Here is a 23400-nt window from a genome sequence, read left to right on the forward strand (position 1 = left end):
GGGTCTGACCGACCGGCCGCGTGACTCGTGCCTGTTTGCGAACGTTGGACAGCGGTTGTACGCCGTCCGGTCGGCAGCTCAGTGCCACCGCGCCTGTTCAGCCGGCTGGGTGGCCTGCGTATCCATGCACGACAGGTCGAAGAGCCCCCGATCCAGGGCAATGCTCAGCAGGTCGTTCAGCGCCTCGCGCGCGTGGATCCGGTCGGCGCCCGCCGACTCGGAGATCAGCCAGTCCGTACGCTTCCAGAATTTCGTGTACAGCGCGAGGCGGTCGAGATTGGAACGTCTGCTGCCAAGAATTTCAACGCGCAAATCGAGCAAGGCCCTGTCCAGCTCTGATCGAGTCATCCCATGGCTCCGGAAGGCGTCGTGCATCACATAAAATCTGTTCACGACATCCTGCCCGTTCCGTGTCAAGACAGCGTCAAGCGGACTGGGAGATCCTCGATGGACCCGTCCCGCTGCTGAACACGGGTGCCGAACCACTTGTTTTCGTGCCGGTTTCCCAACGATTACCCGCCAGGCAGCGCATCCACGCGCTCGCGCAGGATGTGCACGCCCAGCCCGGCCGCGCCGGCCGGCCGACGCGGGCGCCAGACTCTGCTCTGGACCCCACCCGCGCAGCGTGATGGGCCCGCGGACTTCGTCGACGTCGGCCCTGCGCCGGCTTTCGCGTTTTTTCGGCGCCAACGCGCCGTCATCGCTGCGCTATCGCGGCACCGTCGCCAGGTTTCGCGTCTGTCCTTCGCCACGCACCACGTAACGCTCGATGGTCAGCGACTCGGCGCCCATCGGGCCATAGGCGTGCAATCGCGTGGTGGAAATTCCGATCTCGGCGCCCAGCCCGAGTTCGCCGCCGTCGGAAAAGCGCGAGGATGCGTTCACCATCACCACGGCCGAGCGCAGCGCCTGCACGAAACGCTCGGCCGCCGTCGCGTCAGCGGTGGCGATGACCTCGGTATGGTCCGAACCGAATCGCCGGATATGGGCGATGGCCTGCTCCAGCGAATCGACCACCCGCACCGCCAGCACCAGATCGAGGAACTCGGCGGCGTAATCGTCGTCGGTCGCCCTCGTGACGCCCGGCACCAGCGCGCGCGTCCTGTCATCGCCGCGCAGTTCCACGCCGCGGGCCTGCAGCGCGCGCCCGGCTGCGGGCAGGAACGTGTCTGCGACGTCGGCATGGACCAGCAGCGTCTCCAGCGCATTGCAGACGCCAGGGCGCGAGACCTTGCCGTCCAGCAGCAGGCGCAGCGCGAGATCGTGGTCCGCATGGGCATCGACGAACAGATGGCACACACCCTGGTAGTGCTTGATCACTGGCACGCGCGCGTGTTCGGCCACGAAGCGGATCAGGCCCTCTCCGCCGCGTGGAATCGCCAGGTCGACGATGTCGGTCAGCTGCAGCAGTTCGACCATGGTCTCGCGGCGCAGGTCCTCGAGCAGCACCAGAGCATCCTCAGGCAGGCCGCACTCGCATAGCGCACGGCGCAAGGCGGCGGCGATGGCGGTATTCGAATGCAGGGCCTCGCTGCCGCCGCGCAGGATCACCCCGTTACCCGCCTTCAGGCACAGCGCGGCGGCATCTGCGGTCACGTTCGGGCGCGCCTCATAGACCATCGCCACCACGCCCAACGGCACGCGCACCCGCTCGACCACGATGCCGTTGGGCCGCACTTCACGCCGGGTGACCTGGCCGACCGGGTCCGGCAATGCGGCGACCTCGCACACCGCGCCGGCGATGGCGTCGAGACGTACGCGATCGAGCATCAGCCTGTCCAGGAGCGCGCCGCCGATGCCCTTATGCCGCGCCGCATCGAGGTCGCGCGCGTTCGCCTGCAGAATGGTTTCGGCATCGGCCTGCAACGCATCGGCCATGGCCAGCAGCAACGCATTCTTGTCGGTCGTCGACAACTGCGCCACGGCGGCCGACGCGTCGCGGCAGCGCAGGGCCAGGCTGCGGATAGTGGAAGCTGTCATAGCAACACCAGGTCGTCGCGATGCACGATGCTGCCGCCGTAGCTGTAGCCGAGCACCGTTTCGATCTCGCGCGAGTGGCGGCCAGCGATGCGGCGGATGTCCGCCGCCGAGTACTGGGCGATGCCGCGTGCGATGCGCCGTTCGCCGTCGGCGCCGCGACACACCAGCAGCACCGCATCGCCGCGACGGAAATCGCCTTCCACGGCGGCGATGCCGCCGGCCAGCAGCGACGCGCCCTGCCCCGCCACGGCCTGCGCGGCGCCGGCGTCGAGCACCACCGCGCCAGCTTCCAGCGGCGCACTCAGCAGCCAGTGCTTGCGTGCCACGACCCGGCTCGCGGAAGGCGCGATCCAGGTACCGATCAACCGATCGCGCGCCAGCGCCTCCAGCACCGCGGGCGCGCGGCCGTTGAACAATGCCGTGGCGATGCCGGCGCGAGCGGCGCGAGCGGCCGCCTCGAGTTTGGTGACCATGCCGCCGGTGCCTGCGGCGCTGCCCGCAGCTCCGGCGCTGGCCATCACCGCGGCATCGACGATGGCGACCTGCTCGACCGGGCGCGCATCGCCATGACGGCGCGGATCGCGATCGTAAAGCCCGTCGACATCGGTCGCGATCAACAGGATGTCGGCATCGACCAGGGCGGCCACCACGCCGGCGAGATTGTCGTTGTCGCCGAGCTTGAGCTCGTCCACCGACACGGTGTCGTTCTCGTTCACGATCGGCAACGCCGCGCGCGACAGCAGTGCCGTCAGCGTGGCGCGGGCGTTGAGGTAGCGCCGCCGGTTGCGGAGGTCGTCGTGGGTCAGCAGCACCTGCGCGACCGGGGGCTCGAAAAAGCCCTGCCAGAAGCCCATCAGCTTCGCTTGCCCGAGCGCTGCCAGCGCCTGGCGTTCGGCCATGCCGCTACCGCTCGTTGGCGAAGGCGACAGCGCGCGTCCGGCGGCAACCGCGCCCGAGGACACCAGCACGACTTCGCGCCCGAGACTGTGCGCGGCGCGTACGAAGCCGGCGATGGCTTCGACATGGCGAGGCGACAAGCCGCCGCCTTCGGCCGCCAGCAGGCTGCTGCCGACCTTGAGCACCGCCCGGCGCCAGGGCGTCAGCGGCTGCTCGCTGAAGCGCGTCGGGCCTGCGTCCACTGTCACCCGAGCGTCTCCAGTCGCTGGTGCAGCAGATCCAGACGCAGGTCGCCGGCGGCACCGGGCGAAACGCGCGCAGCCAGGCTCGCGGCCGGATCGCCGGCCAGCCAGCGTTGCGGATCGGCCGCCTGGCGGTAGGCGTCGCGGAACGGGACGCCGTCGCGCGCCAGATCGACCGCCAGATCGGTGGCGTACATCGACGGCTCCAGCGCGGCGGCCAGCGCCTCGGGTTTCCATTCCAGATTGCGCAACAGATCCGGCAGCAGCGCCAGCGCCGGCAGGCCCTTGCCGAAGCCGTGGTACAGCGCGCCCTTGGACAGCTGCAGATCGCGGTGGTAACCCGACGGCAGCGACAGCAGCTGCTCGATCTCGCAGCGCGCGGCGGCAACGCTGGCGTAGCTGGCGCGCATCAGCTCGATCACATCGGGATTGCGCTTGTTGGGCATGATCGAACTGCCGGTGGTGTACTGGGCCGGCAGTGCGACGAATCCGAATTCGGCGCTGGTGAACAGGCTCAGGTCCCAGGCCAGGCGGCGCAGGTCGAGCATGGTGCTGGACAGCGCCTCGAGCGCGGCCAGTTCGAATTTGCCACGCGAAAGCTGCGCGTACAGCGGCGAGACCTGGACCCGGCCGAAGCCCAGCGCTTGCGTGGTGTGGTCGCGGTCCAGCGGCAGGTTGACCCCGTAGCCGGCGGCGGTGCCCAGCGGGTTGGCATCGATCCAGGCGCGGGTATCGGCGGCACGCTGCGCATCGTCGATGAAGGCTTCCGCCCAGCCCGCCCACCACATGCCGGCAGACGACACCACCGCGCGCTGCAGGTGGGTATAGCCGGGCATGGGCAGCTGTGCTTCGGCAGCGGCGCGCTCCAGTGCGATCCGGGCGACCTCGCGCGCGATGGCATACAGCGTCGCCAACCTGTCCTTCAGCCACAGCCGGGTCGCCACCAGGACCTGGTCGTTGCGGCTGCGGCCAGCATGGATCTTCCTGCCGGCATCGGCCAGGCGTTCGGTCAGCCGCGCCTCGATCGCGGAATGGCCGTCCTCGTAGGTTGCGTCCAGCACGAAGACGCCATTACCGAAGTCGTCGGCCAGCGCTTCGAGTTCGCGCGAGAGCGCGGCGAGCTCATCGCCGGTCAGGATGCCGATGCGCTGCAGCCCTTCTGCGTGCGCGCGGCTGGCGGCAATGTCGTGCAGGAAGAATTCGCGATCCAGGATCACGTCGTCGCCGGCCAGGAACGCCTGGATTTCCGCATCGACGGTCACGCCGGGTTTCTGCCAGAGAAGGTCGGACATGGAGCGGCGCTACCTCGTAGGGATGCCTTCGAACTCGTCGTGGCCGAAGGCGAGATTGAGATTCTGCAGCGCCTGGGTGGCGGCGCCCTTGAGCAGGTTGTCGAGGGTCGAGACGATGACCAGCCGGCTGCCATCTTCTGTCAGGGAGAAGCCGCCCACCTGTGCGCCATGGCGGCCGGCAATCCGGCTGACCCATGGCGCCTCGTCGGTGACGTCCACCAGCGGTTCGCCGTCGTAGCGATCGCGGTACCGCTGCCGCACCGCGTCGAGCGTCGTCGGCTCGCGCAGATGCAGGTTGGCCGTAACGGTCAGCCCGCGGAAATGCGGTGCGACATGCGGCATGAATTCGACCGGCAGCAGATGCCGGGCGACCTCGCGCCCGTGCAGGTGTCCGGTCAGCGCATAGGGCATCAGGTTGTCGCGGAGCTTGTCCGGATCGTTCTTGTCCGAGGGTGTCGTACCCGCGCCCGAATAGCCGGACACGCCGAAGCACTGCACCGGGCCGGCGACGAGGTCCCGCATCGGCGCAATCGCCAGCTGCATCGCAGTCGCGTAGCAACCCGGATTGCTGATCCGCCTCTGCCCCGAATAGCCAGAACGCGTCAGCTCGGGCAGGCCGTAGTACCAGGCATCGTCGAAGCGATAGTCGGCCGACAGATCGATCACCACCGCGTCCGGATTGCCCGCATCGATCGCCGCGATGCACTGCTCGGCCTTGCCGTTGGGCAAGGCAAGCACGTAGGCGTCGACGCGTTCGTCGCCGAGCGCCTCATGGGGGATGTTGCGGTAGCGCAGTTCACTGGCGAATTGCGGCACGCGCTCGGCCACGCGCTGGCCGTCCAGTTCGCGCGAGGACACGAAGCCGAGCTCGAAGCCCGGATGCGTCGCAAGCAGCCGGATGAGCTCGGCTCCGACGTGTCCGCGCGCGCCCACCAGCCCGATCCGCTTCATGCCGCGTCTTCCAGCGTCGCCGGGCGTTGCGCGCAGTGCGCCACGCAGCGTTCGATCTCGTCGAAGCCCTGCAGGCCGTACCAGAACACCTTCCATTGCTCCTGTTTGAAGCAGCCGTCCGATTCGGCATAGTAGAAGGGGTTGACCGGGTTGCCGTGGCGCGAACGCCAGAACAGCTGCGGGTTCTGTTCGCGCATCACCTGCCAGACCGCGCGGCCCAGGCCTTCGCCCTGGGCGTCGTCGAGCACGGCAAACTTGTCGAGGTAGGCGACGCCCTCTTCCCTGGTCAGCACCAGCGCGGCGCGGTAGTTCTCGCTGACGTAGACGCGGAACGGCGCGGTCTGGGCGAAGTAGGACGGCAGCAGGCTGCGACCGAAGCTGGATTCGATCAGGTCGCGCAGCCTTTCGCGATCCACGCCGTCCCAGCCGTCGAAGCGCAGCACGCGCTCGCCGCGCCGCACCAGCGTGCCCGAACCTTTGTGCGTGAACAGCTCCTTGGCCAGTTCCGAGGGCCGTGTGATCGATACCGACGAGGACAACGGCAATGCATCGAGCAGGTCCTTGATCTGCTCGATCTTGACCCGCATGCCGCCGTTGATCCAGGGCTGCGCCATCAGGTGCTCGTACTCGGTGGACAGGTTGATCGAATCGATCACCTTGCCCTCGTTATTGAGCAAACCGCCGGTCGAGGTGAGGAACACGATCTTGTACGGCTGCAGGGTCTTGATCAGCTCGTTCGCCGCCCAGTCGGCGTTGACGTTGACGATCTGCCCGTCGGCCGTCTCGCCGAGCGAGGCGATCACCGGGATCGAACCGACCTTGATCGCGGCGCGGATTCCGTCGGTATCCACGCTCACCACCTTGCCGACCAGGCCATAGCGCTCCGGATCCAGATAGGCGGTTTCGAACACGCCCGACTGGATCGAGGTCGCGCGCACGCCCTCGGCCTGCAGCGCCTCGACCAGGCGCAGGTTTTCCTGGCGCATCACCCGCCGCACAACCGAGAGCACCGCGGCGTCGGTGTGACGCAGGCCGTCGACCGTGACCTTCTCGATCCCGGCCGCCTGCATTTGCGCGTCCAGCTGCGGCCCGGCGCCATGCACCACGATCGGGGTCAGGCCGACCTGCTGCAGGAACGCGAGCGACGAGGTCAACGCCTCCAGGTCGTCGCGCAGCACCGCGCCTCCCACCTTGACCACGGCGAACCGCGCCGCGTCGAGCTGCGAGAAGCGCTTGAGGTACTGCTGGATCTCCTTGGTGCTGCCCATGCTGGACAGCAGGCGGACGATGGTGGTGCGCAGGTCGGTCATGGAGACGAGCAACTCATTGCGGTTCCGGAAGCGCCCTCCGATCGCCGTTGCAGGCGGTCGAAGGCAGGGTGAGCACGGCCATGATCAGGCCTCCATCAGGCGGTGATAGTGAGAAGCGGCTTCGGACAGCTGGTGCAGCGACACCCATTCGTCGGCGGTGTGCGCCTGGGCAATGTCGCCCGGACCGAAGACCAGGGCGGTGAGACCGGCCTGCGAGAACAGCGAAGCTTCGGTCCAGAAATCGACCGCGTTGCCCACCGGCAGTCCGAGCGCGTCGGCGAGATCGCGCGCGGCGAGACGGCGTTCCTCCGCCTGCGCAACGTCGCCAGCCGGCAATGAAGGGCCACGGAAGATGTCGAGGTACTCGGCGCTGTCCGGCACCAATGCGCGGAACCGGGCGTGCATGGCATCCAGGTCTTGCGACGGCAGCGGACGGAAACCGAACCGCACCTCGGCGCTCGGTGCGATGACATTGGCCTTGATCCCGCCTTCCACCCTGCCGATGTTGAAGCGCAATCCGGTCAGTCCGCCGAAGCGCTGGTGCGCTTCGGCCTCGACCAGCGACAGCGCGTCCGCGCCCCAGCGGATGGCCTGATGCAGCGCGCTGGCCGACAGCGCATTGACCCCGGAGGCGTGACCCGCCTGGCCGGTGAACTTCAGGTGCACAGAGGCGATGCCCCGGTGCGCCAGCACTGCTTCGCAGTTGGTCGGCTCGGAGACGATGACTTCCCCGAAGCCGTGCTCGCGCGCCAGTGCATTCCGTTGCAAGAATGCGGCGATGCAGCGTGGATCGTTGGCTTCCTCGTCGCTGGAGAACAGGAACGCTGCATCGCCCTGAGTGGCATTGGCGGCCGCGAGCAGTCCGGCGGCGGCGCCCTTGATGTCGCAGGCGCCCAAGCCGATGGCGCGGTCGTCCGTGACACGCAGCTTCAGTGGATCGGCCGTCCACGCCGGCGAGTCCGGCACCGTGTCCAGGTGCACGTTGAACAGGCGCCGTGGCGTGCCGCGCACGGCCAGCAGCGACACCGCACCGGCGCCGTGATCGCTCACCTCGACCTGGAAACCAGGCAGCTGCGTCCGGATGTAGTCGAAGATCCCGCCCGTGCCGATGGCCCGTGGCGGGTTGCGCGTGTCGTATGACACCAGCGCCTGAAGATGTTGGAGGACGTTGTCGAGCATGCGCATGTCTTCGCCTGATTCATTGCCCGTGGATGCATCGGTCCGACTCGCGCCGGCACGCGCATCCACGGCGCGTGGACTCAGCGATTCACCTCCGCCCATAGCGTGCTGCTCATCCCGAACAGTTTGATGAAGCCCTCGGCCTCCTCCACGCCCCAGTCGGCCGACTGCGCGTACGTGGCCCCCTTGGCGTTGAGGATGTGCGGCGAGCGCACTTCCACCGCATCCACCCGGCCACCATTGGTTTCCAGCACCACTTCGCCGTTGACGGTCTGCTGCGACGAGGCGAGGAAGGCTTCCAGATCGGTCTTGAGCGGATCGTGGAAGAAGCCTTCGTAAACCAGCTCCACCCATTTGCGCGCCACCTCCGGCTTGAAGCGGTTCTGCTGCTTGGTCAGCACGGCCTCTTCCAGCGCACGATGCGCCGTCAGCAGCGCGGCCAGGCCCGGCGCCTCGTACACGATCCGTCCCTTCAGGCCGATGGTGGTGTCGCCGGTGTACAGGCCACGGCCCACGCCATAACGGGCGAACGACCGGTTGAGCTCTGTCAGGATCTGCGCACCGGGCATCTCCGTGCCATCCAGCGCGACCGCTTCGCCTTGCACGAAACGCAGCGTCGCGCGCAGCGTCTGCGCCGGCCATTCCGCGCGCGGCGCGCACCAGCCGCGCGCGCCGGCGCCGGGCGCTTCCCACTTGTCGATCTCGCCGCCGGACATGGTCAGGCCCAGCAGGTTCTCGTTGATGGTGTAGGCCTTCTGCTTGGCGCGCACGGAAAAACCGCGTTCTTCCAGGTAGGCCTGCTCGTAGGCACGGGTCTGGGTGTGCTCCTTCTGGATCTCCCGGATCGGCGCGACGATGCGGTAGTCGCCGCTGGCCTTCACCGCGAGGTCGAAACGCACCTGGTCGTTGCCCATGCCGGTGCAGCCGTGGGCGATCGCATTGGTACCCAGGTCGTTGGCGCGCGCCAGCGCCGCGTCGACGATCAGGTAGCGATCGGACACCAGCAGCGGATACTGGCTCTGGTAGCCCTCGCCCGCCCACACGAACGGCTTGACGAAACCCTCCCAGATCGCCGGGCCGCCATCGATGGTGAGGTGCGAGGCCACGCCAAGTTCCGCGGCGCGCGCTTCGATGGTGGCACGCTCCTCGGCGTCGACGCCGCCGGTGTCGGCGAACACGGTGTGCACCTTCCAGCCACGCTCCTGCAGGTAGGGCACGCAGAAGCTGGTGTCGAGGCCGCCGGAGAAGGCGAGGACGATATCTTTGGAATCCGAAGCGGTCATCGAATTGCTCTTGTAGGGCGGGCCTTGACCCGCCATGTAGGATTTGGGAGATCGCGATGGCGGGTCAGGATCCGCCTTACGACACCAATGCCGCCATCACCGCTTTCTGCACGTGCAGCCGATTCTCGGCCTCGTCGATGGCAATACAGTTGGGCGAATCCATCACCGCATCGGTCGCCTTGACGTTGCGGCGCAGCGGCAGGCAATGCGAGAACACGCCGTTGTTGGTGAGGGCCATCTTGCGTTCGTCGACGATGAAGTGCTTGAACTGGTCGCGGATCGGCTTTTCGTCGTGCCAGTGGCCGAAGTACGGCAGTGCACCCCAGCTCTTGGCGTAGACGATGTCGGCACCGTCGTAGGCGCTGTCGACGTCATGGCTCACCGTGAGCGAGCCACCGGTCTCGGCCGCGTTGTGCTTCGCCCATCCCATGTAGCGCTCGTCCAGCACGTAATCCGGTGACGGGCACAGCAAGGTGACGTCCATCCCGAGGCGGGTGGCGATGGTCAGCGCGGAGTTGGCGACCGCGGTGTTGAGCGCCTTGGGGTGGTAGGTCCAGGTCAGGACGTACTTCCGGCCACGCAGGACCTCCGAGGGAGCCGATCCTGGGTCCCGCGCGCCGAAGTGTTCCTGCAGCGCCAGCGCATGCGCCAGCTCCTGGCAGGGATGGGTGATCGTCTCCATGTTGATCACCGGGACCGGCGAATACTTGGCGAAACCCTTCAGCACCGCATCTTCCCGGTCGACCGACCAGTCGACGAACTTCGGAAATGCGCGCACACCGATCAGGTCGACGTAGCGCCCGAGCACCCGCGCGACTTCGGCGATGTGTTCTTCGGTATCGCCGTCCATCACCGTGCCCAGGTCGAATTCGATCGGCCAGGCGTCCTTGCCCGGCTGCAGCACCACCGCGTGGCCACCCAGCTGGAAGGCGCCCAGCTCGAAGCTGGTCCGGGTCCGCAGGGACGGGTTGAAGAACACCAGGGCAATGCTCTTGCCCCTGAGCTCGTCCCCCAGCGAATTGCGCTTGAACAGCGATGCCTGGGTCAGCAGCGCGTCGAGCTCCGGGCGGGTCCAGTCCTGGGTATTGAGGAAGTGTTTCATTGCTTGGTCGTGAGGTGAGGAATTCGAGGGTCTGAAACGCAAGAACCCAGCGCGAGGGCTGGGTTCGGACGGTGGTGAACGCGATGAAACGTTCCGGTCTACCCAGCTGCAGGCGAGGTTTCCGGTCGGCGCGCGCGCGAAGTCATGCCCGAAGCCATCCGGGCGGAACTGGCATATGCGTGGGCGGTGGGCTGGCAGGCGTTCATCGAGCGCGCATCCTCGCACGCACGGCCGCCCGCCGCAAGCTCAGCGGCCGGTGGAGGTCGCGTACGGGGCCACCGACACCCGCAGCTTGATCTTGTTGCCGGGATCGAAGGGCATGCGCGAGCGGTATTTGCTGCCCTTGTACATATAGTCCACCTCGTACGCCGCCAGGCGCCGGAATTCGCGCTCCACCGGCACGTCACGGCAGCCGCCATCGTCCTCTGGTTTGCCCGGCTTGAGCACGTCCTTTACCGCGCCGGCGATCCGCGAAAGCATCCTGTTGTTGCCATCGGGGCACTGGCGTTCGAGCCAGGTCTCATGCCGGGTTTCGTAGATCGGCTCGGCCCGTAGCACCTGGCCATATTCGACCCGCACGTTTTCGGTGGGAACCAGCACGGCCTGCTGGGCATGGAGCGGCAGCGCGACCAGCACCAGCGTGGACGACAGGACCCAGGCGGCCAGTGGCCGAGGCAGTGGAGATCGCATGGCGCCAGTGTATGCGGCTGCGCTGCCATGGGCCTGAATCCTCGCTGTCGTCGGCGGTGGGCGGCCGGTAGAATCGGCGGACGTTCCGAGCCGACGGCCCGATGAGCCTGCACCTGTACAACACCCTAACGCGACGGGTCGAGCCGTTCGCGCCGCTCGACCCCGCCTGCCCCACGATGTACGTGTGTGGGCCCACGGTCTACAACTACGTCCACATCGGCAATGCCCGTCCGTACACCGTGTTCGGCGTGCTGGCCGATCTGCTGCGCCGCCGGTATGGCGCGCTGAAATACGCGCGCAACATCACCGACGTCGACGACAAGATCAACGCCGCGGCCCGCGAGCAGGGCGTCCCGATTTCGGCGATCACCGACCGTTTCGCCGCCGCCTATCGAGAGGACATGGCCGCGCTCGGCATCGCCGCCCCGGACGTCGAGCCCGCCGCGACCGCGCATATCGCCCCGATCATCGCCATGATCGAGCGCCTGATCGCATCCGGTCACGCCTACGCGGCCGAGGGTCATGTGCTGTTTGCGATCGACAGCTTCGAAGGCTACGGCAAGCTCTCGCGCCGCGATCCGGAAGACATGCTGGCCGGTGCACGGGTCGAAGTCGCGCCGTACAAACGCGACCCGGGCGACTTCGTGCTGTGGAAGCCGTCCACCGACGAGCTTCCCGGCTGGGAATCGCCCTGGGGTCGTGGGCGTCCGGGCTGGCACATCGAATGCTCGGCGATGGCCGAGGCGCACCTGGGCGACACCATCGACATCCATGCCGGCGGCGTGGACCTGCAGTTCCCGCATCACGAGAACGAGATCGCGCAAAGCGAATGCGCGCACGGCGGCAGGCCCTTCGCGCGCTACTGGCTGCACAACGGCATGCTGACCTTCGCCGGCACCAAGATGTCCAAGTCGCTGGGCAACATCGAGAAGATCCACGACCTGGTGCGTGCGCATCCGCCCGAGGCGCTGCGCTACGCGCTGCTCTCGGCGCATTACCGGCAGCCGCTGGACTGGTCCGAAAGCCTGATCGAACAGAGCGTGCGCACGCTGGACCGCCTGTACGGGACCTTGCGCGATCTGGGCACGATCGAGGTCGCTCCAGCGATTCCCGCCAGCATCGAGGCCGCACTCGACGACGACCTGAACACGCCCGCGGCGCTGGCCGAGATCGCCCGTATCGCAGGCGAGGCGCGCAAGGGCGTCGACACCAGTGAACGCGAACGCCTGAAGCGCGAACTGCTAGGTGCCGGACTCGCGCTGGGGCTGCTGCAGCAGACACCAGCCGCGTGGTTCGGGCGCGGCGCCTCGAATGACGATGATGCGCGGATCCAGGCGCTGATCGACGAGCGCATCACGGCCAAGAAGGTGCGCGATTTCGCCCGCGCGGACGCGATCCGCGACCAGCTGGCAGGCGAAGGCATCCTGCTGGAAGACACGCCGCAGGGCGTGCGCTGGAAGCGCGCGTAGCGGGGCCTGGGTGGCCACGGGAGCAGGTCTCAGTCGCGGGCCCTTCGCATGAAATGCGGGAAAATCATGAGGGTCGCGACTGACGTCGCTCCTACAATGTCTGCAATGAGCTTTCCAGATCAGCACCCGTGACCGATACCGCCTTTCCTCTCGAATCCACCGCTGTCGATGCGCAGGCCGCCATTGCGGAGGAGTTCGGCTATTTCGGCGACTGGTCCGAGCGCTACCAGTACCTGATCGACCTCGGCCGCAAATTGCCGCCGTTCCCCTCTGACTGGAAGACCGACCAGCACCGCCTGCACGGCTGCCAGTCGATGGTCTGGATCGTACCCAGCGGTGACAGGGAAAGGCTCGATTTCGCCGCGATCAGCGATTCGGCCATCGTGTCGGGGTTGATCTACCTGGCGCTGCGCGTTTATTCGGGCCGCAGCGCGGCGGAAATTCTCGCCACCGAACCGGACTACATCGGTGGCATCGGCCTGGCCAAGCATCTTTCGCCGACCCGCAGTAACGGTCTGGCGGCCCTGCTCGCCTTCATCCGCGACACCGCACAGCGCGCCGTCGCGTGATCGCTGTCGTGGGAGCGGCCTTGGCCGCGAACGCCTTTTCCTGCACGGGCGATCGCAATCGCGGCCAAGGCCGCTCCCAATGGGCCGCAGGATGACGGAGGTTTTGCCCGCCCCGCTACGCAACCGCAGCTTCGTGCAGCTGATGCTGTACCGGTTTAGCACGATCCTGAGCTACCAGATCGTGGCGGTCACCGTTGGCTGGCACGTGTACGAGCTGACCCGCAACCCATTGTCGCTCGGCCTGATCGGCCTGGCCGAAGTGCTGCCGTTCTTCTGCGTGGCGCCTTTCGCCGGTTACCTCGTCGACCATCTGCCGCGACGCAAGCTGGGCATGGCCGCGTGTGCGGGGCTGGCGACGACCGCAGTGCTGCTGGCCGCGATCGCGCTGCACTGGCCTCCGGCGCGTGGCGTCTGGCCGATCTATGCGGCGATCGCTGTGGGCGGCTGCGTGCGCGCGTTCCTCGGGCCGGTTTACAACGCGCTGTTCGCGCGCGTGCTCAGGCGCGAACAGTTCGCGCGCGGCGCCAGTATCGGCAGCGTGGTGTTCCAGTCCGGACTGGTGATCGGGCCGGCGATCGGTGGCGTGCTCGTCGGCTGGGCCGGGAAGCATGTGGCGTACGGCACCGCTGCGGCGTTCGGCGTTATCGCCGTCGTGGCGCTGTCGCGGCTGCAGGTCACCGAACCGGCGCCGGTGCTGCAGCGCGGGCCGATCTTCGCCAGCATCCGCGACGGGCTGCGCTTCGTGTTCGGAAACCAGATCATGCTCGGCGCGATGGCGCTGGACATGTTCGCGGTGCTGTTCGGCGGCGCGATCTCGCTGGCGCCGGCCTTCATCCACGAGATCCTGCATTACGGGCCGGAAGGACTCGGCATCCTGCGCGGCGCGCCTGCGCTGGGAGCGGTCAGCGCCGGCCTGTACCTGGCGCGCAGGCCGCTGCAGGCCAACGCCGGCCGGATCATGCTGCTGGCGGTCGCGGGCTTCGGGCTGTGCATCATCGGCTTCGGCCTGTCCACGCATTTCTGGCTGTCGGCATTCTTCCTGCTGCTGTCCGGTCTGTGCGATGGCGTGTCGGTGGTGATCCGTTCGACCATCCTGCAGCTGGCCACGCCTGACGACATGCGCGGCAGGGTGTCGTCGATCAATGGCATCTTCATCGGTTCGTCGAACGAGCTCGGCGCGTTCTACGCCGGCAGCATGGCGCGCCTGCTGGGGCTGGTGACCTCCGTGGTCCTGGGCGGCTTTGTCACCCTTGGCGTCGTCGCCGTCACCGCGAAACTTGCGCCGCGACTGCGCAAGCTGGATTTACGCGACCTCGATCTGCACGAGTCCCGGTGACACCTGCTGCGTTACGGCGTCGCCAATTCGAAACGCACGACGCGCGTGTCCGGGTCAGCTTCGACCAGACGCAAGCTCACCCCTTCTCCCAAGGGCAGCGGCGAATCGCCCTGCACCGGCGCCTCGATGGCGAGTTCGCGCAGCATCGCCACGCCACGGGATTTGTCCTTCTCAACTTCGACGATGCTGCCGTCGAACTCCTCTCCCACCCGTGGCGCCAGGGTGAGCGCTTCGGCGAGGTCGATCACCGCACGCTCGAAACGGCCGGCACGCTGTGCGGAGCGCTGCATCGTCGCTGGCAGGGTCGGCAGTGCCGAGGTGACCCAATCGGGGACCGGTCGACCCGCGCATAGCGACAGGCAGACTTCACCGGTGTAGCGATCGACCAGCCGCCGCAGCGGCGCAGTGACATGCGTGTATTCGGACGCCAGCGCCCAGTGGCCGGCGTTTTCCGGAGGCTCGCCATGGAAGGCGACGTAAGCCGCGCCGCGCAGCAGCGTGGTGCAGGTCACCATCATTGCGATCGCCTTCGGATCGTTGGGATCGAGCGAGCGGATGAAGTCCTGGTAGGCCAGATCCTCAGGCCAGTCCAGGCGCAGCGCCTTCGCGCCGCGACGCAGGCGTTGCAGCATCCAGGAAGGCGGCGGCGGCAGGGTGCGCAGCAGGCCTACCCCGCCCTCCAGCATCAGATGCGCGGCGGCCATACCGGTGAGCAGCGAAATCTGCTCGTTCCAGTCCTCGACCGGGTGGCGCGCGCGGTAGTCCAGCGTCCATCGGCCGGAGCGTTCGTCCATCTCCTGCTCCGGCAGGGGCAGGCTGATGCCGCCACGGTCCTGCTCGCGTCGTTTCCTGAGCATGCCGATCTCGCGCAGCACGTCCCACATGGGATCTGCCCGGCCGGAATCCACGTCGGCCTGCACCCCTGCATAGTCGAAGCGCGCGCGGCTGCGCACCAGCGCCCGGCGCACGTCGACGACGACGCCCTCGCCGGTCCCGTCCAGGTCCATCGTCCACAGCAGGGCCGGGCGCACCTGGTCCGGCAACAGCGATGCCGCGCCTTCCGACAGCTGCTTCGGATGCAGCGGGATCTTGACGTCGGCTCCATACAGCGTTTCGCCCCGGCGATGCGCTTCCAGGTCGATGGCGTCGCCCGGGCGCACGAACGCGGCGACATCGGCGATCGCGTAATGCACCCGGTAGCCGTCGCCGCGCCGTTCGACATGCAGGGCCTGGTCCAGATCCATCGCCCCCGCCGGATCGATGGTGACCAGGGCGATGTCGGTGCGATCCAGATCCGGCAGTCGTGGCGCGGCAGCCGCGCGCACGGCGGCTTGCTCCACTTCGGGCGGAAATGCTGCGGGCAGCTCCTGCTCCCGCCTGATCGCATCGATGCCCTGGTGAAGGCCACCGTCAGCCGCAGCGGCCACGCCAAGGCAGCGAGTCCCGCCCATCAGCGCCTGCCCCGCAAACGGAAAAGCCCCGCTTGCGCGAGGCTTCCCCGGAATATCCCTGCTGCGACAGGCGTCACGCGCGCTTCAGTCGCCGATCTGCTTCTGCAGGTGCTCCCAGCGCTCCTGCTCGTCGATGGTGCGCTCGGCGGTGAGGCGGGCTTCCAGGCGTTCCAGGCCGATTTCCTCGCCTGAATCGACGCTGTAGCCGTACTCGCCCGAATCCACGCGCTTGAGCGTGCTGTCGATCTTGCCGATCAGCTTGCGGTAGCGATCGCGGGTCCGCAGCTCCAGCGAGTTTTCGGTCTCGCGGGTGGCCCGCTCGGCTTCATCGCCGATGTCGCGCACTTCGTCCTTGAGGTTCTCGATGGTCTGCTTGGACTCTTCCACCAAATCTGCGCGCCACTGCATCAGGCGCTGGCGGAAGTATTCGAGCTGCAGCGGGCTCATGTATTCCTCGTCCGGCCCTGGCTTGTAGCCGTTGGGCACGATCGGACGGCCGGTTTCATCGGTGTCGTACTTCACCACCTTGACTTTACCCTTGGGAGCGGGCGCGGCGGGTCTGGCGGTAACCGCCACGGCCACCTTGCCCAGCGGACGCGAGACCACCGGTGCCCTGGGCGCCTTGGCCGGTTCGCTCGCCGGCTGTGGGGCGGGCTTGGCAGGCGCTTTGGCCTTGTCGGACTTGGCTGCGGGCGCTGGCTTCGGCGCGGGTGCGGCCTTGGCCACATCGGGCTTGGAAGGCGCCGGTGTCGTCTTGGCCGGCTTGGCGACCGGTCCGGTTTTGCTGGCCGGCTGCACCTTCTTGGCCACCGCCTTGGCCGGCGCCGCCTTCTTCACGGGCTTGGCGACCTGCTTCTTCGGGGCCGGCTTCTTCGCAGCGGCCGGCTTCTTGGCAGCTGTCTTCTTCACGGCGGCCTTCTGGGCCGGCGCCGGCTTCTTCGCGGGCGCCTTTTTGGCGGTCGGCTTTTTGGCGGGCGCCTTCTTCGCTGCAGGCCGGGAGGGCTTCTTGACGGCCTTCGCGGCCTTCTTTGCGGGTTTCTTGACTGCCACTTCCTATACGTCCTTCTGGTTCCCTAGTGCGGGAAAGCGCGCTGTTATACCCTGCGAGCCCTACCTCGGCAACCGCGCGAGACTGCGCGCCGCGCCGTGCAAAGCCTGTGATCGACCGCCTGCTCATCGCCCTGCTGCGTGGCTATAAACGCCTGATCAGCCCCCTGCTCGGCCCGCGCTGCCGGTTCACGCCCAGTTGTTCCGAGTATGCGATGACGGCGATCGCCCGCCACGGCGCCCTGCGCGGCGGCTGGCTGGCGCTGCGTCGCATCGGCCGCTGCCATCCGCTCAACCCGGGCGGGCACGATCCGGTGCCCGATCTGCCCCACCAGCATGGAAACCACTGAATGTCGGACACGCTGATCGTCAACGCCCGCCTGGTCAATGAAGGCCGCGAGTTCGACGGCGACCTGCGCATCTCGCGCGGCCGCATCGCCGAAATCGGCAGCGGGCTGTCTGCGGGCGAACGTGAAACGGTGATCGACGCCGCCGGCCGCAGGCTGATGCCCGGCATGATCGACGACCAGGTGCATTTCCGCGAGCCGGGACTGGAATACAAAGCCGATATCGCCAGCGAGTCGGCGGCGGCCGTGGCCGGCGGCCTGACCAGCTTCATGGACATGCCCAACACCTCGCCGCCCACGCTGGATCGCGACGCGCTGGAAGACAAGTACCGGCGCGCTACCGGTCGCGCCTGGGGCAACTTCGGCTTCTACATGGGCGCCAGCAACGACAACCTGGCTGCGATCCGGGCGCTGGATCCGAAGGCTGCCCCGGGGATCAAGGTGTTCATGGGAGCCTCGACCGGCAACATGCTGGTGGACGATCCAGAAACCCTCAATGGCATCTTCCGCGAGGCGCCCACGCCGATCATCACCCATTGCGAAGACACGCCGACCATCGACGCGATGCTGGCCAAATACCGCGGCGAGTACGGCGACGACATCCCTGTGGGTGCGCATCCGGACATCCGTTCGCGCGAAGCCTGCATCAAGTCGACCCGGCTCGCGCTGGAGCTGGCGCGCCGCCACGACAGCCGGCTGCACGTGCTGCACATTTCCACCGCCGACGAACTGGCCCTGTTCGAGCGGGGCCCGCTGATCCGCGAAGACGGGTCGCGCAAGCGCATCACCGCCGAGACCTGCGTGCATTTCCTGCACTTCGCGCGCGAGGATTACGCGCGCCTGGGCAATCTGATCAAGTGCAATCCTGCGATCAAGGACGCTGCCGACCGCGAGGCGCTGATCGATGCGCTGGCCTCGGACGTGATCGATGTGCTCGCCACCGATCACGCGCCGCACACGCTGGAGGAGAAGGCACGGCCCTACCTGCAGGCGCCCAGCGGACTGCCGCTGGTGCAGTTCGCGCTGAATGCCGCACTGGAACTGGTGCGTGCCGGACGCCTGACCAATGCGCAGGTCGTGCAGAAGTTCGCGCATGCGCCGGCACAGCTGTTCGATGTATCCGAGCGCGGCTTCCTGCGCGAAGGGTACTGGGCCGATCTGGTCATGGTGGACGACGCGCCATATACCGTGGAGCGCGAAGACGTGCTGTCCAAATGCGGCTGGTCGCCCTTCGAAGGCACGACCTTCCACACCAGGATCGCCTCGACCTGGGTCAATGGCATGCTGGCGTGGGATGGTCGCAAACTGCTTGGCGAACCGGGGGGGCAGCGGCTGGGGTTCGCGCGGTGACCCCGCGCGGCATCGCCCTGTTCGTCGTCGCATGGTTCGCCGCCGCCGGTTGCGCCGTCGCACAGGTGGCCAAAGATGGACCGCATGTGCCGATCGGCGGCGACGGCGCGATCCCTGCCCGCGCGACACGACTGCCGGCGTCTGCCTCGCAGGGCGCGATGGTGATCGGCAATACCCACCCGGCTGCGATCGTCGAGTATGCGGGCCGCAGCCTGCGGGTGACGCCCTACGGCAGCTTCGCGTTCGGCATCGGCCGCGACGCCACCGGGGAAGCCGTACTGCGGATCAGGCAGCCCGCCAGCGACTGGATCGAGCATCGCATCGCCATCGTTCCGCGCGACTGGCCCATCGAAAGGATCGACGGCGTGCCACCGGCCACGGTTAACCCACCCAAGGCGATCGCCGACCGCATTGCGCGCGAACAGGCGCTCGTGAGCGCAGTGCGCACTCGCGACGATGAGCGTGTCGGCTTCGCCCAACACTTCATTCGCCCGGTCGAAGGCCGCGTCAGCGGGCGCTTCGGCAACCAGCGCGTCTACAACGGCACTCCCAAATCGCCGCATTCGGGCATGGACATCGCAGCGCCGAACGGCACCCAGGTCAAGGCGCCGGCCGATGGCGTGATCAGCTTCGCCGACGGCGACCTCTATCTCACCGGCGGCACCGTGGTGCTCGATCATGGTCACGGCATCAGCAGTAATTTCCTGCACCTCTCGCGGATCGACGTGAAGGTCGGCGATACCGTGAAGCAGGGCGACGTCATCGGCGCGGTCGGTGCGACGGGGCGCGCGACCGGGCCACATTTGCATTGGGGGATGAATTGGTTCGACGTGCGCATCGACCCGCTGCTGGTCCTCGAACGCGGACAGTAAATTCCCGCAGCGCCAGCGATATCGCGCGCTGCGGCGCGTTCAGAGCTAGGCGCCTGTTGTGCAGTGGCGGCGCGGTTCGATGTGCGCATCGACCCGCTGCTGGTGCTCGAGCGCGGACAGTAGATCTCGAAGCTTCGCCATTATCGCGCGCCGCGGCGCGTTCCAGGATAAGGCGCGCGTGTTGCAGTAGCGGCGCGGTTCGATGTGCGCTTCGACGCGCTCCTTGTCCTCGAACGCGACAAGCCTCCGCCCCTTAGCCGTGATTCCTCCCGCGCTGCGGCGCGCCGGTTGCATCGGCGAGCGAGTCCACCCGCAGCGCGGTTCGACGTGCGCGTCGATCCTGGTGCTCGAACGCGCCCGGCGCGATTGACGGCGCGCAGCGCGAAACGCGCGCATGGATCCGGCTAGCCGCCCGGCCGCTGCATCAGCCTGCCCAGCGCGGTGTGCGAGGGGGTCGCGGCCAGATCGAGCGGCGTCACGAGCTTGGGATTGGGATCGGGAATTGGCTGCTGTCCGCCGACGCCACGCGCAGCCCTGGCCAGCGGCGGCATCGTCGGGACGCCCAAGGCCTGTCGAGCGAGCGCCAGCTCGGCCTGCAATGCGTCGTCCTCGATGGTGGCATTGTCGGCCGCGCCCACCGGGGCCACGATTGCGGAAGGCGGCGCCCCAGCCCTGGCAGCCGTCTGTGGTGCTGCAGCCCGCAGCGCTTGCTGCCGTTCCGGCCGTAGCAATGGCCAGACCTCGTCCCACAACGCCTTCCAGTCGATATCCGGGAACGGTGCCGTGCCGCGAGGCTCCAGTACGATCCGAGGCGCCAGACTTCCGCGCGGATCGGCTGCGCATTCGGCGAAGCTTCGGTACACCACTTCGCTGCAGACCATATGGGTGGGATCGTTGCGGATCACGTGATCCAGCGCCTCGCGTATCACCAGCCGCACGGCCGGATCTCCAGGCAGTTTGCCGCGCACCGCCAGCACCACGCCCAGGGTCGCTAGCATGTCCAGTGGATAGGGAATGCCGAGCAGCGATTGCGCGTGCGCCAGTACCAGCGCGCGATCGCCATCGTCCAGCACACTGCCGTCGTGGGCCAGCGGGCGAAAGGCATCGATATAGTGATAGTTGACCTCGTCGGCGAGTCGTTGCACCAACGGATAACGCCGCACGCCGCTGGCGGACGCTTCGATCAGATCGCCACCATCGGCGACCAGCGCGGCGTGGCTGTAGATGGAGTCGCCGCACCAGGCGATGAGCTGGGACAGCGGCCCTTCGCCCAGCATCAACAGCACATCGCCGACCTGCAGGTCGCTTGCTGCCACAGCTTGAGTGCTGGATGTACCGACGGTTTCGATCATGCGCGTGCCTGTGCGTTTGCCTGAGGGGAAAGTTCGCTGCTGACGCGATCGCGCCCTGCCGCCTTGCTCGCGTACAGGGCCGCGTCGGCGCGGGCGAGCAGCTGTTGCGCGGTTTCGCCGGCGCGCAGCTGGGCCAGGCCGATGCTCAGGCTGCCGGCCACCAGCAATCCATCGATCGACAACGGGCGGCAGTTCACCGCCGCCAGCATCTGTTCGGACCGCGCTGCGCCATCGGCCAGCGCGGTATCGGGCATCAGCACGAGAAACTCGTCGCCACCGTATCGGCCAAGCAGGTCCTGGGTGCGCAGGCGGTTGCGCACGCGCTGGCCGATGTAACTCAGGCAGGCATCGCCGACGTGGTGTCCGTGGGTGTCGTTGATGCCCTTGAAGTGGTCAATGTCGACGAATGCCACGCACAATGGCCGTCCGGTGGCCTGGACGATGGCGATTTCTTCCTTGAGCCGCCGTTCGATGGCGCCACGGCTCAGCACGCCGGTCAGCGGATCGGTGCTCGCCTGCCGGCTGGCGTGGTCGCGGTCGCGGCGCAGCTGCAGCAGCTTGTCCGACAACCCGATCGTGAGCAGCAGCCCGGCGAGCGCGAAACTCGCGGCCAGCGCATGCGTCAGCCAGCTGGCGCCGGCGATGAAACCCATCAGCTGCAGCGCCTTGAGAATGCACATCACGATCAGCGGCAGCCATGACAGCAGCAGGAAGCGCGCGGCGCGATGGCCCTTCAGGCTGGTCGCCGCACCCGCGGCGAACACGGCGAGCGCCGACAGCACCAGCAGCAGGTTGCCCAACATCGCGAACTCGCCGCGATCCATCGCCAGGTTCAACAGCGCCGTCGCGCCCATCGCCAGCGTCAGCCAATGCAGGATCCGGTCGATCCGAGGCGCCTGGCGCCTGAGGTCGAGGAACATGCGCATGAACACATTGCTCGCCATCACACCCAGGCAACCCACCACCCGGGTTGCCCGTGGATCCTGCCCGAACAGCGCATCCAGCCATGGAATGCCGCGCATTTCCCCGCCCATGGCCGCGATGTAGAGCGCGGCGCAGGTAAGGGTCAGCGCGAGGAACGCGAAACTGCGCTCGCCCACCCCCGCCCAGAACGCGAGCGCGAGCAGCGCCAACACCACCATGGCGCTGAGGATCATGGTGCGCCAGGCGACGTAGATGAGGTCGGCGCGATGCACCTCATCTCGGCCCTGCACTGAGACCGCCATCGGCACCGCGCCGGGCGCGCTCACGCGCAGGTAGACGGATGCACCGGCGGGCAGGCCCTGCGGCAAGGGAATGGCGAGGGCACGCGAGGAATAGCGCAGATCCATGTCGTCGCCATAGATGGCGTGTCGCGTTGGGGTCGCGGCGCCCGGCGTCCAGGCTTCCACCCGGGTCATGTACGGGCCATCGAGCAGCAGCAGGGGTTCGGATTGGGTATCCACGCGGGCACTCGTGCGTACCCGCCACCAACGCGGCTGGTGGGAGACCTCCTGGACCACGGCGACGGGGCGGACCTGGAACTGGCCATCCAGTTGTCCGGAGAGAACCTGCTCTGGCTCCGCCGGCGTCGGCAGGCGCGCCACTTCCAGCGCCCCGGCTCGCAGCGACGCGCACGCCGTCAAGGCCGCCAGCAGCAGCCAGCCGCGCCATCGCGTGGCACCCTTGGGATCCCCCTTCCCCATCCGGCCATGCTAGCGCACTGGCCGCCCTGTCGCCGCTGCCCGCGGCGACGATCAGCTTGCGCCGACCCCCGAGACCCGAGCGACCGCATCGTGCGCATGCAAGCTCTCTAGATGCGACACGGTGGCATCGAAACGCAGTACGCGTGGATCGTGCGAAAGGGCTGCGGCCACGCGGCGCGCGGCGTCCTCGCAGAACATCAGGTTGGCCGCATTGAGTTCCGCGAAGGCCTGCTCGTCTTCGCGCTTGACCGCCGTCTGCACCGGCGTTGCCAGCGCGGCTTCCACCGCATCGATCAACGCGGTGACCGGCAGCACCTCGAAGGCCGGCTTCAGTTCGACCCGGATGTCGGCACGGCTGCGCTGGGCATGCGGGGTTGCGGCCAGGCCGCGCTCGGATGCGAGCCAGTCGTGCACCACCGCGGTGGACAGCGGCCGCGCCGCGGCGAAGTCCGCCGCGAACCGCTCGGCGTTGAGCTGGCGCGACAGGGCGGCCGATGCGGGACAGGTGCTCGAATACTCGACCGCGAAACGCAGCGCCAGGTGCAGGTGGCCTTCGAGGAGCTCGGCTTCGATCACCAGCGGATAGCGCTTCCAGCCGGCGTTGTCGCTGGCCAGTGCCTTGCGCAGCAGCAGGTGGTCGTAGCGGATCGCCAGGCGTGCGCGCGTCGAGGCGCCGCGCTGCGATTCGACGAACAGTTGCAGCACGCGGCGCAGGCCGGCCGGCGTGACCGGCTCGCTGGCCAGCGCCTGCTGCAGTTGCAGGTAAAGGCGCGACATGTGGATGCCGCGCGCGGCTGCATCCACCAGGTCGACCGCCACGTCCACGGCGGCCGCAACCTGGATCGTGCTGCCGTCGTCGGACTGGACGCGCAGCGGCAGTGCGATCCCGTCCATGCCGACCCAGTCGAGCGGCCGCGCAAGCGCGACCGCATCGGCGGCGACATCGGGCAGCGGGCGTGGGATTCCTGGGGTCACGGATGCAGGCGGGGGCGAAAC

At 67.8% G+C, this 23400-nt stretch carries 21 protein-coding genes; 6 read left to right on the plus strand and 15 right to left on the minus strand.

The genetic code is table 11. The features are described 5' to 3' along the window. Positions 1-78 precede the first annotated feature (78 nt). From MC380_RS09805 to MC380_RS09850, 10 genes are all read right to left on the minus strand, one after another. Complete coding sequence (locus tag MC380_RS09805; protein ID WP_242164502.1) at positions 79-375, minus strand: hypothetical protein; 297 nt, start codon at positions 373-375, stop codon at positions 79-81. A 333-nt stretch (positions 376-708) separates the two neighbouring features. Continuing rightward, entirely contained in the window at positions 709-1980 is a 1272-nt protein-coding gene (locus MC380_RS09810; RefSeq protein WP_242103470.1) for a glutamate-5-semialdehyde dehydrogenase, read from the minus strand. Further along, a complete protein-coding gene (gene proB / locus MC380_RS09815; protein WP_242164505.1) occupies positions 1977-3125 on the minus strand; it encodes a glutamate 5-kinase in 1149 nt (382 codons plus the stop codon). Before proB ends, MC380_RS09810 begins: the two co-directional genes overlap by 4 nt. Further along, entirely contained in the window at positions 3122-4411 is a 1290-nt protein-coding gene (gene argH, locus MC380_RS09820; RefSeq protein ID WP_242164507.1) for an argininosuccinate lyase, read from the minus strand. Before argH ends, proB begins: the two co-directional genes overlap by 4 nt. Before the next feature lie 9 nt (positions 4412-4420). Further along, positions 4421-5362: an N-acetyl-gamma-glutamyl-phosphate reductase gene (gene argC, locus MC380_RS09825; RefSeq protein WP_242164510.1), complete on the minus strand. Its 942-nt coding sequence runs from the start codon at positions 5360-5362 to the stop codon at positions 4421-4423. Next, a complete protein-coding gene (locus MC380_RS09830) occupies positions 5359-6672 on the minus strand; it encodes an acetylglutamate kinase (RefSeq protein ID WP_242164512.1) in 1314 nt (437 codons plus the stop codon). The genes argC and MC380_RS09830 overlap by 4 nt, the downstream gene beginning before the upstream one ends. 84 nt (positions 6673-6756) lie before the next feature. Beyond that, positions 6757-7851 carry an acetylornithine deacetylase gene (locus tag MC380_RS09835; RefSeq protein WP_242103465.1) on the minus strand — a complete coding sequence of 365 codons (1095 nt, stop codon included), beginning with the start codon at positions 7849-7851 and terminating at the stop codon, positions 6757-6759. Positions 7852-7931: 80 nt separating this feature from the next. Next, on the minus strand, positions 7932-9134 hold the full coding sequence (locus tag MC380_RS09840; RefSeq protein ID WP_242164514.1) for an argininosuccinate synthase: 1203 nt from the start codon (positions 9132-9134) through the stop codon (positions 7932-7934). A 76-nt stretch (positions 9135-9210) separates the two neighbouring features. After that, a complete protein-coding gene (locus MC380_RS09845; RefSeq protein WP_242164515.1) occupies positions 9211-10236 on the minus strand; it encodes an N-acetylornithine carbamoyltransferase in 1026 nt (341 codons plus the stop codon). A gap of 246 nt (positions 10237-10482) precedes the next feature. Further along, positions 10483-10926, minus strand: a complete 444-nt coding sequence (locus MC380_RS09850) for a hypothetical protein (protein WP_242103462.1) — start codon at positions 10924-10926, stop codon at positions 10483-10485. A gap of 101 nt (positions 10927-11027) precedes the next feature. Here MC380_RS09850 and cysS point away from each other — a divergent pair, with 101 nt between their 5' ends. The 3 genes from cysS to MC380_RS09865 all read left to right on the plus strand — a co-directional run bounded on the left by cysS (position 11028) and on the right by MC380_RS09865 (position 14300). Beyond that, complete coding sequence (gene cysS / locus MC380_RS09855; protein ID WP_242164517.1) at positions 11028-12395, plus strand: cysteine--tRNA ligase; 1368 nt, start codon at positions 11028-11030, stop codon at positions 12393-12395. Between the two features lie 128 nt (positions 12396-12523). After that, on the plus strand, positions 12524-12964 hold the full coding sequence (locus MC380_RS09860) for a SufE family protein (protein WP_242103460.1): 441 nt from the start codon (positions 12524-12526) through the stop codon (positions 12962-12964). 103 nt (positions 12965-13067) lie between these two features. Continuing rightward, positions 13068-14300 carry an MFS transporter gene (locus MC380_RS09865; protein WP_277929908.1) on the plus strand — a complete coding sequence of 411 codons (1233 nt, stop codon included), beginning with the start codon at positions 13068-13070 and terminating at the stop codon, positions 14298-14300. A gap of 11 nt (positions 14301-14311) precedes the next feature. On the opposite strand, the gene MC380_RS09870 is transcribed toward MC380_RS09865, so the two are convergent. Both MC380_RS09870 and dksA read right to left on the minus strand, forming a co-directional pair. Further along, positions 14312-15751 carry an RNB domain-containing ribonuclease gene (locus tag MC380_RS09870; RefSeq protein ID WP_242164519.1) on the minus strand — a complete coding sequence of 480 codons (1440 nt, stop codon included), beginning with the start codon at positions 15749-15751 and terminating at the stop codon, positions 14312-14314. An 84-nt stretch (positions 15752-15835) separates the two neighbouring features. Then, positions 15836-16801 (minus strand): RNA polymerase-binding protein DksA, encoded by a 966-nt coding sequence (dksA, locus tag MC380_RS09875; RefSeq protein WP_242103458.1) that lies wholly within the window; start codon positions 16799-16801, stop codon positions 15836-15838. Positions 16802-16908: 107 nt separating this feature from the next. Between dksA and yidD the strand changes: the two genes are divergently transcribed. The 3 genes from yidD (at position 16909) to MC380_RS09890 (ending at position 19367) form a co-directional block, all read left to right on the plus strand. Next, positions 16909-17148, plus strand: coding sequence for a membrane protein insertion efficiency factor YidD (gene yidD / locus MC380_RS09880; RefSeq protein ID WP_242103457.1), 240 nt, complete (start codon positions 16909-16911; stop codon positions 17146-17148). After that, a complete protein-coding gene (locus MC380_RS09885) occupies positions 17149-18495 on the plus strand; it encodes a dihydroorotase (RefSeq protein ID WP_242164522.1) in 1347 nt (448 codons plus the stop codon). A gap of 86 nt (positions 18496-18581) precedes the next feature. Further along, the gene (locus tag MC380_RS09890; protein ID WP_343223570.1) at positions 18582-19367 is read left to right on the plus strand and encodes a M23 family metallopeptidase; all 786 of its coding nucleotides are present in this window, start codon (positions 18582-18584) and stop codon (positions 19365-19367) included. Positions 19368-19771: 404 nt separating this feature from the next. Here the strand turns inward: MC380_RS09890 and MC380_RS09895 are convergent, their stop codons facing one another. From MC380_RS09895 to folE2, 3 genes are read right to left on the minus strand one after another with little or no spacing between them, the layout of a single operon-like run. After that, positions 19772-20719, minus strand: a complete 948-nt coding sequence (locus MC380_RS09895) for a hypothetical protein (RefSeq protein WP_242164524.1) — start codon at positions 20717-20719, stop codon at positions 19772-19774. Continuing rightward, positions 20716-22404 carry a GGDEF domain-containing protein gene (locus MC380_RS09900; protein ID WP_242164527.1) on the minus strand — a complete coding sequence of 563 codons (1689 nt, stop codon included), beginning with the start codon at positions 22402-22404 and terminating at the stop codon, positions 20716-20718. The genes MC380_RS09895 and MC380_RS09900 overlap by 4 nt, the downstream gene beginning before the upstream one ends. A 51-nt stretch (positions 22405-22455) precedes the next feature. Then, a complete protein-coding gene (gene folE2 / locus MC380_RS09905) occupies positions 22456-23379 on the minus strand; it encodes a GTP cyclohydrolase FolE2 (RefSeq protein WP_242164529.1) in 924 nt (307 codons plus the stop codon). Between the last annotated feature and the right edge of the window lie 21 nt (positions 23380-23400).

The organism is Lysobacter sp. M15 (assembly GCF_022662515.1).
Lineage (GTDB): Bacteria > Pseudomonadota > Gammaproteobacteria > Xanthomonadales > Xanthomonadaceae > JAKPBU01.